Below are 12,253 nucleotides of genomic sequence, written 5' to 3'. Positions count from 1 at the left end.
TTCTCTCGGTCAGTGGCCCCTTCCGGCTCGGACACGCATAGCGGTCCTCACGGCTAATCGTCCGCTCCTTCGAACCGAACGCTCACAGCTCGGACACGCATAGCGGTCCTCACGGCTAATCGTCCGCTCCGATATTCTCCGTACTCTCGAAACACGCCGGGTCCGGCTCGATGTTCGCGTACTGGACCGCTTCCTCACCGAGCGTCGTCACGCGGTCTTCGATGTCGGCGTCAGTTATCCGGCCGTCTGCGACGTAGTTGCGCGCGTTCGGGATCGCTGCCTGATGCGGGATGACCCAGCAGTTCAGCGCCCGACAGACCGAGCGGAGGTGTTCGAGCGCAGTGATGGGAAAGCCCCCGCCGGCGACCGCTAGCAACCCAACCGTCTTGTGTTCGAACTCGTCGAAGCCACAGTAGTCGAGTGCGTTCTTCAGCACGCCGGAATAAGACCCGTGATACACCGGCGTCCCCAGCAAAATCGAATCAGCCGTGTGAACTCTATCGACGAACTCGACGGCGTCGCCTGCCTCGCGGTGGTCGGCATCGAACACCGGCAGATCGAACTCACGGAGATCGAGCAGTTCCGTCGTCGCTCCCATCTCTTCAGCAGCGGCGAGCGCGCGCTCGATACCGACTCTGGTGTAGCTCTGGTCTCTGAGACTGCCAACGACACCGACGACGTGTGGTTTGGACATGGCGGCTCTATGGAGTGGGGCCGGTATATCGATGGGGGTGACGAGGCGCACCGCTGGGCTCGGTTCCCCTGCCAGTCTGTCACGACTACGGTGGGTATCTGGCCACCGCTCAGTTGTCGTGGTACACGTAGAGGAGGTTCGGATACGGGATGTATGCGACGCGTTCCAGTCCGCCACCGCCGACCTCCTTTTTCAGATGAACGCCGTTCGATCCTTCGACCACGTCGTGAATGTTCTTGATTTCGGTGCCGTCACTCAACTCAGCTGTCATGTGTGACATTAAATATCATACGCGCCCTGGTCGTAAAGCACCCTGGGCTGTGCGTGGTCGACGACACCAGTGTCTGAGAGTATCCCGGATTACGCGTGGCTCGCTGGCGCTAGCGGCTGGAAAAGGAGTCCACAGCTCAGGAGCCGAGTTGAATCTTCTCGGACGACGCCTCCTCGCGGGAGCGGTGGCCGAGGTCGGCTTTCAGCGCCTCGATAGCCTCCTCCGGGTCGGTTTCCGAATCAAAGACCCGGTCGAAACCGAGCGCTTTGAAGGTCTCGCGCGTCTCCTCGAAGGAGTCCTGCCCGACAGCGAGGTTGCCGCCGATGTAGGTCGTCACGTCCAGCCCGGCCTCGTTGATCTGCTGCTGGAACCCCTGGCAGTCCTGCTCGGCGTGACCGTACAGTGACGAGACGAGTATCGCTTCGGCGTCGTGTTCATCCGCAGCGTCGATGAACTCCGACTGGGACGACTGGACACCGAGGTTGATTACGTCGAACCCGGCTGCTTCGAAGGCTCGCTCCAGAATGGTAATCCCAACGACGTGCGCGTCGGAGCCGATGACACCGAGGATGACTGTCCTCATACAAGACCACCAATGGGTGTCAACTACATAAACCTAATGATAAACCATGATAGATTGTGGGAACAGTTCACACACTGGGGAGAGGATATTAGCCATGATAGCACAAACGGACCGATAGACACAGCATCTATGGTACGCGACACGCCTCAGCGTCCGGCCGAGCCTCGGGTACTGCGCCGCCTATCGCGCCAGTCCACCCACTGTGGCACCCGCTCGGAACCACCCATCTGCCCGCCGTCGGGACACGCATGACGACTATCCGTCGAGCCTTCGACGCCGACGCCGACGGCATCCGTCGGGTCGCGCGGGCGGCATGGCACAACGCCTACGACTCGCTGGATTCCGACGTCATCGACGAGACGATATCCGACTGGTACGCCGACCCGCTGGGCAGCGCGCTCCACGGGTGGGCCGGCGGCGTCCCCGCCAACGACCTCGACGACATCGAGGCGACGCTCCTGGTCGCCGAGCAGGACGGCGAAATCATCGGCTTCACACAGGGCATCACCATGCACACGATGGGGACGATGCTGCGGCTGTACGTCCACCCGGACCACCACGGGGAGGGTGTCGGGACGGCGCTGTACGACCGACTCGAAGACATCTTTCTGGAACACGGCGTCGAGCAGTTCCGGGCGCTCGACTTGGCCTCGAACGACCGGAGCCGAAAGTTCTTCGAGAACCTCGGCTTCGAGCGGACCAAGACTCGGACACTCACCATCGGCGGCGACCCCTACGACGAGGCCGTGTATTCCTGCGAGCTATCGCCCGAGGACGGCGACGAGTAGGTCTGCAGGACGGTCCCGAGAGCATCTAAGGGACACTGAACCACCAGTGACAGCACTGTGGCCCCGCCTCAGATGCCACTGACCGTCTCGATGAGCGCGATTGATTCGAGGGCCATCCAGCAGACGAACACCACGTACAGACCGAGCAGCGTGTACGCCTCGCGGTCAGAGAGTTCGAGGTCTGTTCGGATGAATACGATGAACACCAGCGTGGCGAACCCTAGGAACCCCATCGTCGGAATCGCCACGAGGAAGTCGATTGTCGCCCGCCCTGCCAGGAAGACGCCGACGGGAATCGCTACCAGCAGATTGAACGTATTGCTCCCCAAGACGTTCGTCAGGCTCGTGACGCTGTCGTCGTCTTTCGCCGCCCGGATGCTGACGAAGGCATCGGGAAGGCTCGTACCGGCGGCGATGACTGTCAGCCCCCAGAGAAACGTCGGCGTGTCGAAGATGACACCGAGAGAGAGTGCGCCCTGGACCATTCCCTCGACGCCGACCGTGATGACGACGAGACCAACCCCTAGCATCCCCCACTCCCGGCCCGGCCGGACGCTGTTGGTTTCGTTTGCGACGTGCTCGCTAGCGTCCTGCTGGTGTAAGAAGACGTAGATGCCGTAGGTCACGAGCGGGATGGCGGCGAGCGTCGGAGTCAGGATAGCCGCCCGATTGGTCCCGCCCGGGACGTACGTCGCTCCGAGCGCGAACACGATGAACAGGATGAGGATGCTGATGACGTAGAACTGGGCGTCTTTGTGGACGATGTCGCGCGTGGACCGAAGCTCCTCGCTCGAAAGCGCCGCGAGGGCCGGGATCACGAGGAGATTGAATATCGCGCTCCCGACGATGGCACCGACGCCCAGCGAGAACTCGTCGTGGACAACGGTGCTGATGACGACCGAACTGATCTCGGGAAAGCTCGACCCGACGGCGACGACGATTGCGCCGTGGACCGCCACCGGCAACCCGTAGTACCTGCTCAGCCGTTCCGCGGCCCGCTCGAAGTACGTGCTCCCTTTCCAGATGACAACAGTTGCGACGACGATGAGAGCGACCGAACCCAGCAAGCCAGCCATTGTGGACGTATTGGCCGCATGGGTTCAAGGGTGTATGCCACTGGCGGTCAGCGCTGGAGGCGCGCGACCGTCTCGCCATCGCTGCCCTCGACATCGACCAAGCCGTCGTCCGCAAGGTCGTCCAGCAGGCCGCGGAGCCACTCCCGGCCGTACTCGCCGTCGGGGGCGTAGTCGACGCGCACACGCGGACCGAGCTCGTCCAGTCGCAGTTCGTCGTATTCCTTGAGCGCCGAAATGACGCGGCCGCGCATCTGTCGACGGCTCCCCTCGAACTCGGGCTGGGTCGGGACATCCGGTGCGGTGAAATCGCCCGTCTCGTAGGCTGAACACCACTCGCGCCAGGGGCACTGTGCGCCGTCACAGTCCGGTGTCTTTTCGCAGGCGACGCCACCCAGTTCCATGATGGCGTTGTTCCAGACCCGCGACTGCCCCTCGGGCATGAGCGCGCTCGCAGCCGCTTCAAACGTCGAATCGTCGTCCGGCACGTCGAAGGCCCGATACAGGACGCGTTTGACGTTCGTATCGACGACGGCGTTCCCGTTGTTGAACGCGAAGGAAGCGACAGCGTTGGCGGTGTAGGGGCCGACGCCCATCAGGTCACTGAGGCCGTCCGGGTCCCGGGGCCACTCGCCGTCGTAGTCCTCAACCACTTGGTTGGCCGCCTCGTGGAGGTACTTCGCCCGGTTGTTGTATCCCAGCGAGTGGCTGGTCCAGAAACCCACCACGTCCGAACGGTCAGCCTCGGCCAGCGCCGCCGCGGTCGGCCAGCGGTCCAGAAAGTCCTCCCAGGCGTCGACGACCCTGTCCAACTGTGTCTGCTGGCTCATCACCTCGGAAACGAGGATCTCGTAGGGGTCTGTCGTCTCCCGCCACGGGTACGAGCGGTGGTCCGCCTCGTACCACTCCACGAGTGCGTCCTGGACAGCCGACGGGTCCGCGGGCACGCCGCCCGGACGGTCCGTCGCTGTCGACTGGTCAGTCATACCCCCGTTTGGCTCCGTCCTGATTTGTGCGTGGCGGTCGTTGCTGCTCGTCGAAGACTGTGCGTCTGGAAAGAATTATCGCCCGAAGTGGAATCCATCTCCCAAGACAACCAATAGTGTCAGTCGTCAGCGTCGGATCGTCCCCACTCGAACTCGGTTCCGTACCAGTCCGGTTCGTCCTCGCTGAACACGTCCGCGAACACGAACATCGCGCCGTCGGGGTAGGTCGTATCGATGTACACCCGCCAGCCGTGGGCCTCCGCGATGGTCTTGACGATAGAGAGGCCGAGCCCGGTTCCGTCCTCGCTCGTCGTGTGGCCGTACTCGAAGATGTTGTCGACCGCGTCGGTCGGTATCCCCGGCCCGTCGTCGGCAACGTAGAAGCCGTGTTCCGTCAGCCCGACCGTGACAGCCACGTCCGGGCCGACGTGGTCGATGGCGTTGCGAAACAGGTTCTCAAGGGCTCGCAGTAGCCGTGCCCGGTCAGCATCGATGGTTCGGCTGCCCGCGACTTCGATGCTGGCGCGTTTGTTGTCGATGTTGTCCCACGCATCGGTGACGACGGCCTCTAGCGGTACCGGAGCCGTCTCCTCGACGCTTGCGCCCTTTCTCGTCAACGTCAACACGTCGTCGATTATCGACTCGATACGGTCGTGTGCGTCTTCGAGTTTCTCGATGTGGGACTGGAGGTCGGCCGAGTCCGTCTCCGGGTCCGACAACCGCGTCGCCAGCAGTTCGACGTGACCGCGGGCGACCGTCAGCGGGTTCCGGAGGTCGTGGCTCAGCGTCGACGCGAACTCGTCCAGCCGCTCGTTCTGGCGTTCGAGTTCGTGGCTCGACCGCTCGGCCTCTTCACGAGCCGCCTGGGCCTGTCGGATCTGACTCCGGAGCGTGTCCCGCATGTTTTCGAAGGCGTCGTATAGCCGCCCAATCTCGTCCTTCCGAACTGTCGAGATGTCGACGCCGAGGTCACCCTGTTTCATCGCCTGCGTTCGGTCGCGGAGCTGTACCAACGGTCGCACCGTGTGCCGTCCGAAGAGATACCCTGCGACGCCCAGTGAGACGACTGCCGTCCCGATGACAGCGAGAAATCCCAGACGGACGAGTCGGCCTGTCCCGTACAACGACTCGCGCTCAGCGCTCGTCGCGACCACCCACGACGTGCCGTTGACGGGCGTGTACGTTGTGACATGGGACCCAGTTTCGATAGTCGTCGTTTGGCCCGCTTTTGCGGCCCGGAGGCCATCCTGACTGATCGGCGCGGAACCGCCTTGACCGTCAATAAGCGGGTCCCCGTCCCCGGTGAACAGTTGCGTCTCGAACCCGTTGCGCCCGTCGTCCAACTGCTCAATTGGGACCCGGGCAACCAGCACTAGTACTCCGTCGCCATCGGAGACGGGAGTTACGAACGCCATCGAGTGGCCGTCACCGTCCGCATATGCCGTCGATTGTACTACTGTCTCGGTATCTGTGGTGTCGTTCATCGCCGCCATCACGGGGGACTCCCACGCGGGTTCGACCGCCCACGCTGACCGGCCTTCTGTACTCGTCCCAGTGCTCGCGACGACTATCTGAGAGTCGTCAACGGTGGAGACGTAGTGGAGCGAACGAATCTGTGACGACTCTGCCGTGGCTGCTGTGGTAAGGTACTGTCTGATATCTGCGGGCGTCCCAGTGCCGTACACCCCTGGGGCTGCGATAGCGATTGCCTCCGTCTCGGTGGTCGATCGCCACTGCTCGATACTGTCGGCACGATGCGTAGCCGACGTTTCGAGGTCCGTCGCCGCGTCGCTGACGACCCGTTCCTGTATCAGGGAGTAACTACCGAAGCCGACGGCTGCGAGTACGACGACGATTACTGCAAGCGCGACAGCGAACTTCGCCGCGTAGTTACGCGAGTACACGTCCGGGAGGACTGCGTGAATCCGCTCTCGCAGCCCGTCGGGCTGGCTGGACGCTGCTGTCTTGTCCCCACCACCTGTCATTATCTGATCTGAATCTGTCAGTAGTTGACCGCTACCCATCGTTATGTTCAACCCATGATATAATTTATCATATGTAATACTCGCAGGGACACGTGTTTCGAGGGAGCGGCCCCAGACGAGTCGTAAGGGGTTTCCTCGCGCTCATCGTCCCCTTTCGTATGAGCCTCGACGATCTACAGGATGATATCGAAGCGGCGTACGGTGACTTCGACGACGAGTTCGAGCTGTCGATCGACCGCGAGACGCGTAACGAACTCGCGATGCTGTCAGTCGCACTCGACCCGGACGACCCGGACGAACTCATCAGGCGCGCGGTGCATATGCTGTTTCAGTCGACGGTCGACCGTGGAACGCTGGATTTCCACCTCCGGTCGAGTTACGACTGCACGTACGACGAGTATCTCTCGGGAATGACCTTCGACCAGATGACCGGGAACGACTTCCCCCAGCAACAGGACAAGGACGACCGGCGCTACCAGTTTTAAACGAAGAGGCCCAGCGCCAGCACCGTTGCGACACCCAGAACCACCGAACTCCAGAACGCGACGCGCGTGGCGAAGGCTCGGTTCGGTCCCGGGGCAGTCAACGCTGCTTTGACCATGATACTGGCAGCCGTCGCCGCGAGAATAGCGAGCATCGCCGTCGTCGCGCTGATGGCCTCGGCGCGGTACAGTAACACGGCCGAGGTCGTCGCTCCGGCACTGGAAACCAGTCCGCTGAGCGCCGACGTGATGTAGAGGCCTGCCGTTCCGAACTGCGTCTCCGCGAACCCCCCAGCGACCACGACCAGCAGGAACACTCCACCAAAAGCAAGCGCGTTCCGTAGCGAGAACGGGCTTTCGAGCCCCATATCGACTGTCTCAGCCCAGTCCGCAGTGTACGCAGCGACGGCGACGCTGCCGACGATAACGGCCCCCAGTGGAATGATTGCCTCTACCAAGACACCACGCTCGACCGTGAAGAACACGGTAATGAGGAGATTCCGGAGCGCCATCGCTGCGTCGGCTAGCAGAATCGCGGCAACGGCATACGAGGTTGCGTCCGGCCGCTGTCGGACGTGGTCGAGCATCGTGCCGACGACCGCCGTCGACGACGCCAGGCCGCCGAAAAAACCGGTGACGGCGATGCCACGGCCGCCGTACGTCTGGACGATAGCGTAGTTGACGATGCCGATGCCGGCGACGAACACCACCATCAGCCAGATAACGCGCAGTTCTACGGTCACGTCGACCAGTCCACCGGGTAGCTCGACCGGTTCTGATGGGAGCAACGGATAGATGACGAAGGCGATGATGGCGAACTCCGTCGCCGAACGCAGTTCCTCGCGGGAGAGCCCCCACGCCAAGGAGTGGAGCTCCCGCTTGAGCACCAGCAGCAGCGACGAGAAGACGGCGACCGAGACGCCTTCGAGGATGAACCCCTGTGCGACCAGCGCCCCGACGCCGTAGGCGACGAGCATCGACACAGACGTGGTCAGTGACAGCCCATCGTCTTCCGCATCGCCGAGGAGCCCCTGCACTGCGAGCAAAATCCCTTGTACGATGACCAGCACGCCACCGACGACGAGCAGTGCCTGGTTCTCGACCAGCGTAAACACCGCGGCGAGCAGGCTAATCAGCGCGAACGTCCGAATGCCGGCCGACTTCTGTGACCACTCCCGCTCTAGCCCGAGAAACATCCCGAGCGCCCCCGCAAGCAGGATTCGAAACACAGTCGTCTGAATCGGCTCCGGGGATAGTTGCAAGAGGAGCGACACAGATGTGATACAGCAGGCGTGGGCTAAAGTGGTAGGGGGTCACGTCAGCCGGTATCTGTCGACTCACAGACCCAGTGCTACCAGCGAGACGACGGTCTCAGCACAATCGGCGCTGCGACGTTGTTATAGGTCGACGTACTGGTCTTCCCACTCGCGGCGGGCGTCTATCTCACGACGCCCGCGACGCGTGAGCGTGTAGAAGTTGGTCCGGCGGTCGCGCTGGCCCTTTTCGACCAGCCCCTTGTCGACAAGCGTGTCGAGGTTCGGATACAGGCGACCGTGATGGATCTCCTTCTCGTAGTACGCTTCAAGCTCCTCCTTGATAGCTAAGCCGTGGGGTTCCTCCCTGCCAGCGATCACGTAGAGTAGGTCACGCTGGAATCCTGTCAAGTCGTGCATCGATTTTCCTATGTAATGATTTAGTATCTATACTGTTAAATATATCGGCCCAGAGAATTTGATATATTTTCATTAGTTCGAGGTGTCGAATTTTCTGTATATAGACGCTCAGTCTGCGTTTTGTCCATATGGTAAATACAGTCAGTATATCATCATTCTCCGGAAACTGATGGCAACAGTATTAATTGTCACTGTAGAAAACAGTCAGCAGAACCATAGCTGTTTGAAGCCGAGGGAGTAGTCGGCCGCAACGTCACCGTGACGTATCTCAGAACGATGGTCGACGCTCCGGGAGACGGATCCGAGATTACGCTAAGCGTATACGGGGGTCACGTCGCGCCGCCATCGAAGGTGGAGTTCGAGGTGAAAGCCGAGCACGAGTGCCCGGAGGGCGGCGACGGAGAGCTCAGCATTGGAGTCGAACCGGAGTGGTCCGAGAGCGCGACAGAGACAGAGGGGTCTATCGAATAAGTCGTATCGTCCAGCAGTTCCTTTTCCGAGATACAGCAAGCACTAGTATTAGGTCGTTAGCAGCGAAGTAAGTGGAAAGCGGTCGCGAAAAACGCGACCGCTTGCCGCCCTGAATTGGTCCCCGCTGACGCTTCGGCCCTCCAAGCGAAGCGTCACTTGGTCGAATGGGGCAGAATAACTTAAAAGTACCGGCCCCGTCCAGCAGATGTTAGTTATCGAATTAAAAGTGAATGTAAGCTGTAACTAACCTATATATGTTCCTCCTCGAGCACCCATCCAAGTGCCCGCTTGTAGTGGGTGAACATCATACGGACCCGCTCGTGGTCCATCTCCTCGTCGTCTAGCTGTTCAGCGAGGAACTCGTACTGCTCACGGATCTCGTCTTCCGAGCGCATACGTTGGCGTAGACAACCCTCACGGAACAATCTTGAGGGCTGGCCTCTCAGCATCACGTATGAAAGTCCGCGGGGAGCGCGAGTGTCAGGACTGTGGCACGCGATGGCGGTACTACGAGACGGGGAGCATCGCCTGTCCGGACTGTGGGAGCATCCACAGTGTCGGCATCGACGAGCACACTGAACACACCGACACACCGGCTACGCTCGATCTGACGCCTGTCCGGAGCCGAATCGACACGGATACGACGCGGGAGATCGCTGACGCAACCGCCGAGCGCTGCCGAGAGTACACGCGCAAGCGGGGGTTCATCGACGCGGGCGAACTTCGCTCACTCGACCCGACGTTCGTCGCCGCGGTCGAACTCCAGCACATCGGCACACACCTCTCCCGAGAGTTACGTAGCGGCGACCCGGCGGAGCGGTACTTCTACGAACTGCTCGGCGGGGCTGACGACGGCGACCGTCCGGCCGTCGACGAGGTCCCGTCGGCCCTTCGAGTGCCGTACGGGCTGGCGATGGCGGCCGCCGTCGACAGCTATCAGCGGGACGTGCGGACGTATCTGGACGCCAATCCGGAACCGACCGCACGACAGCTCTCCGGACGGATTCGCGACCATCGGAAGCGCATCGAGGCACTAGACGGCGATGTCGACCCCGCGGACGCGAACCGCCTCGTCCATGCGGCGCGAGACCTGGGTTCATACATCACCGGCAACGAGAGCGCCTTCGTCAGAGCTGAAAACTGGCTCACCGGAATCGAGGACGACACGGTTTAAGCGGTTACCGGAGCCGCCGTACAAGCGACTCGTCCAGGCAGTCCGACGGCACTGACGCCTTCCACGCCGCATTCTCGATTCCCTCGTCGTCGAGGCCGGGGTCCGACGCGAGCGTCGTCGAGTCAGCTGTCCCGCGATAGGTTCCGAAAAAGAACGTCGCCTCGCGGTCGCCGTCAGTCACTGTGACCTCGGTGACAGCAGCCAATTCGTCGACGGCGATGCGCACACCAGTCTCCTCGCGTACTTCGCGACGCACCGCTTCCTGCCGTGTCTCGCCGGTTTCGACGCCGCCGCCCGGAAGCTTCCAGATGTCGTCCTCGTAGACGAACAGCAGGCGGTCCGCGGGGTCGGTGACGAGCGCGCCGACCGCCCAGCGAAGGCCGCGGTCGGCACGGGCGCAAACGCCGTCTACGCCCGCCGTATCAGTCTCTCTGGTCACTTGGCGAGTGAGCACGTCGCGGTCCACAAAATCCGCAAGCGACGGCATTCAGGGGAGGTCGACGTCGATGTCGTGTTGCAGGCCCGTCGCTTTGACCGTGTTGTACAGCAACATCGCGCGGGTCATCGGCCCGACGCCGCCGGGGACCGGCGTGATTGCGCCAGCGACCTCCTTTGCGCTCTCGTACTCGACATCGCCGACGAGTTCGTACCCCTTCTCCGTGTCTGCGTCGACGCGGTTGATGCCCACATCGATGACCGTCGCGCCCTCACCGATCATCTCGCCGTCGATCATCTCCGGGACGCCGGCCGCGGCGACGATGATGTCGGCGTTGCGCGTCCGCTCGGCAAGGTTCTCGGTGCGGGAGTGACACACTGTCGTCGTCGCATTGCCACCGGGGGCCTTCTGAATGAGCAGGTTCGCCATCGGCTTGCCGACGATGTCCGAGCGGCCGACGACGACGGCGTCTTTACCCTCGGTATCGACGCCGGCGCTCTCGATGAGCTTCTGGATACCGTGGGGTGTGCAGGGCTTGTACCGAGCGTCACCAGCCACGAGTCGACCGACGTTCTCCGGGTGGAAGCCGTCGACGTCTTTCATCGGGTCGATGGCTCGCAGGACAGACCTGTCCTCGACGTGGTCGGGGACCGGCATCTGGACCAGAATACCGTTGACATCCTCGTCGGCGTTGAGGTCCTCGATGGTGTCGTACAGTTCGGCGGCGTCCGCGTCGGGGTCGATGTCGATGTCGATGGCCTCGATACCAACCTCCTCGCAGTCGTCCTGTTTCATCGAGACGTACGTCTCGCTGGCCGGGTCCTCGGACATCAGCACCGTCGCCAGCGACGGGCGGTGGCCGGCGTCGGCGAGGCGGTCGATGGACGCGACAAGGTCGTCCCGAATCGACTGTGCGACGGCGTTGCCGTCGATAATCTCTGTCATTAGGTACAACGGCGGCGCGGGGCGGTATGAACGTCCCGGATTTCAGTCAGCCGCGACAGGCTGGCACGCTCCCACTCAGGGACAGTCTGACTCGGCGACCGACTGCCGCTCGGCTCCCTGCTGGATAGCCCGCGTCGCGCCGCTCGGGACAGCCACCGTCATCGCCTGCCCGCCGTACTCGTGGGCCTGGTCGTGCCCCCGGACCACGACACAGCGCACGTCGTCGGGAACTATAATCGTCTCCGACCGGGTGAATGGGGCCGTCGAGTGAGCGTGCAGGAGGTCCCGGCGCCCGAGTCGGTCGCCCGCCAGCGTCTCGACTTGCCACCAGTTCGCGTAGCCGTCCTCTCCGTCGTCGTCGTGGTACAGGGTTACGTCGAAGCGATAGTCGCCGCCGCCCTCGTCACTGACCTCGACGCCGACGACGTTGGCCTCCCGCAGATCAAGCGCCTCGGCATCGGCTGTCTGGCCAGCACTGGCCCGCTCGGCTGTCGCAGTGGCGGCGGCTGTCTCTGACGGCGTCGCCGCTATCGTTGGCTGTCCACCGCTGCCATCGCTGTATCCGGTTTCTTCGCCTGACTCGACCTCGAACTGCGTACAGCCAGCGAGTGTCGGGAGGGAGGCACCCAGTGCATAGAGCATCCGGCGTCGAGTTGTGCGGGGCATACCGGACGTGTCGGGTGGGGATAATA

Annotated in this window: 16 protein-coding genes; 4 read left to right on the top strand and 12 right to left on the bottom strand. The window is 62.4% G+C overall.

All coding sequences use genetic code 11. The features are described from left to right. Positions 1–115: 115 nt before the first annotated feature. The 3 genes from C443_RS04570 to glmS all read right to left on the bottom strand — a co-directional run bounded on the left by C443_RS04570 (position 116) and on the right by glmS (position 1,548). Complete coding sequence (locus tag C443_RS04570) at positions 116–694, bottom strand: NADPH-dependent FMN reductase (RefSeq protein WP_005534265.1); 579 nt, start codon at positions 692–694, stop codon at positions 116–118. Between the two features lie 109 nt (positions 695–803). Continuing rightward, positions 804–974 (bottom strand): hypothetical protein, encoded by a 171-nt coding sequence (locus C443_RS21600; RefSeq protein ID WP_011223357.1) that lies wholly within the window; start codon positions 972–974, stop codon positions 804–806. A gap of 127 nt (positions 975–1,101) precedes the next feature. Next, positions 1,102–1,548 (bottom strand): methylaspartate mutase subunit S, encoded by a 447-nt coding sequence (glmS, locus tag C443_RS04565; RefSeq protein WP_005534263.1) that lies wholly within the window; start codon positions 1,546–1,548, stop codon positions 1,102–1,104. 248 nt (positions 1,549–1,796) lie between these two features. Here glmS and C443_RS04560 point away from each other — a divergent pair, with 248 nt between their 5' ends. Beyond that, positions 1,797–2,336 carry a GNAT family N-acetyltransferase gene (locus C443_RS04560; protein ID WP_005534262.1) on the top strand — a complete coding sequence of 180 codons (540 nt, stop codon included), beginning with the start codon at positions 1,797–1,799 and terminating at the stop codon, positions 2,334–2,336. A 68-nt stretch (positions 2,337–2,404) separates the two neighbouring features. Here the strand turns inward: C443_RS04560 and C443_RS04555 are convergent, their stop codons facing one another. The 3 genes from C443_RS04555 to C443_RS04545 all read right to left on the bottom strand — a co-directional run bounded on the left by C443_RS04555 (position 2,405) and on the right by C443_RS04545 (position 6,380). Further along, positions 2,405–3,412, bottom strand: a complete 1,008-nt coding sequence (locus tag C443_RS04555) for a sodium:calcium antiporter (protein WP_005534260.1) — start codon at positions 3,410–3,412, stop codon at positions 2,405–2,407. Between the two features lie 47 nt (positions 3,413–3,459). After that, positions 3,460–4,395 carry an A/G-specific adenine glycosylase gene (locus C443_RS04550; protein WP_005534258.1) on the bottom strand — a complete coding sequence of 312 codons (936 nt, stop codon included), beginning with the start codon at positions 4,393–4,395 and terminating at the stop codon, positions 3,460–3,462. A 119-nt stretch (positions 4,396–4,514) separates the two neighbouring features. Next, complete coding sequence (locus C443_RS04545) at positions 4,515–6,380, bottom strand: sensor histidine kinase (protein WP_005534256.1); 1,866 nt, start codon at positions 6,378–6,380, stop codon at positions 4,515–4,517. Between the two features lie 158 nt (positions 6,381–6,538). Here C443_RS04545 and C443_RS04540 point away from each other — a divergent pair, with 158 nt between their 5' ends. Beyond that, positions 6,539–6,865, top strand: coding sequence for a hypothetical protein (locus C443_RS04540; protein WP_005534254.1), 327 nt, complete (start codon positions 6,539–6,541; stop codon positions 6,863–6,865). Here the strand turns inward: C443_RS04540 and C443_RS04535 are convergent. After that, positions 6,862–8,136 carry an MgtC/SapB family protein gene (locus tag C443_RS04535; RefSeq protein ID WP_005534253.1) on the bottom strand — a complete coding sequence of 425 codons (1,275 nt, stop codon included), beginning with the start codon at positions 8,134–8,136 and terminating at the stop codon, positions 6,862–6,864. The genes C443_RS04540 and C443_RS04535 overlap by 4 nt on opposite strands. A gap of 123 nt (positions 8,137–8,259) precedes the next feature. After that, positions 8,260–8,535 carry a PadR family transcriptional regulator gene (locus C443_RS04530; protein ID WP_004518082.1) on the bottom strand — a complete coding sequence of 92 codons (276 nt, stop codon included), beginning with the start codon at positions 8,533–8,535 and terminating at the stop codon, positions 8,260–8,262. A 219-nt stretch (positions 8,536–8,754) separates the two neighbouring features. Between C443_RS04530 and C443_RS04525 the strand changes: the two genes are divergently transcribed. After that, positions 8,755–9,006, top strand: coding sequence for an amphi-Trp domain-containing protein (locus C443_RS04525; protein ID WP_085944909.1), 252 nt, complete (start codon positions 8,755–8,757; stop codon positions 9,004–9,006). A gap of 248 nt (positions 9,007–9,254) precedes the next feature. Here C443_RS04525 and C443_RS21595 read toward each other — a convergent pair whose 3' ends face one another. Continuing rightward, complete coding sequence (locus C443_RS21595; RefSeq protein WP_004961170.1) at positions 9,255–9,401, bottom strand: hypothetical protein; 147 nt, start codon at positions 9,399–9,401, stop codon at positions 9,255–9,257. Positions 9,402–9,460: 59 nt separating this feature from the next. Here C443_RS21595 and C443_RS04520 point away from each other — a divergent pair, with 59 nt between their 5' ends. Then, a complete protein-coding gene (locus C443_RS04520; RefSeq protein WP_005534244.1) occupies positions 9,461–10,180 on the top strand; it encodes a DUF7117 family protein in 720 nt (239 codons plus the stop codon). A 4-nt stretch (positions 10,181–10,184) separates the two neighbouring features. Here the strand turns inward: C443_RS04520 and C443_RS04515 are convergent, their stop codons facing one another. From C443_RS04515 to C443_RS04505, 3 genes are all read right to left on the bottom strand, one after another. Next, complete coding sequence (locus tag C443_RS04515) at positions 10,185–10,667, bottom strand: NUDIX hydrolase (protein WP_005534242.1); 483 nt, start codon at positions 10,665–10,667, stop codon at positions 10,185–10,187. Further along, positions 10,668–11,561 (bottom strand): bifunctional methylenetetrahydrofolate dehydrogenase/methenyltetrahydrofolate cyclohydrolase, encoded by an 894-nt coding sequence (locus C443_RS04510; protein ID WP_005534241.1) that lies wholly within the window; start codon positions 11,559–11,561, stop codon positions 10,668–10,670. Positions 11,562–11,636: 75 nt separating this feature from the next. Next, positions 11,637–12,227 (bottom strand): hypothetical protein, encoded by a 591-nt coding sequence (locus tag C443_RS04505; protein ID WP_049943899.1) that lies wholly within the window; start codon positions 12,225–12,227, stop codon positions 11,637–11,639. Between the last annotated feature and the right edge of the window lie 26 nt (positions 12,228–12,253).

The sequence above is a fragment of the Haloarcula argentinensis DSM 12282 genome (assembly GCA_000336895.1).
GTDB lineage: Archaea > Halobacteriota > Halobacteria > Halobacteriales > Haloarculaceae > Haloarcula > Haloarcula argentinensis.
This window is presented reverse-complemented; position numbering and strand designations above follow the sequence as displayed.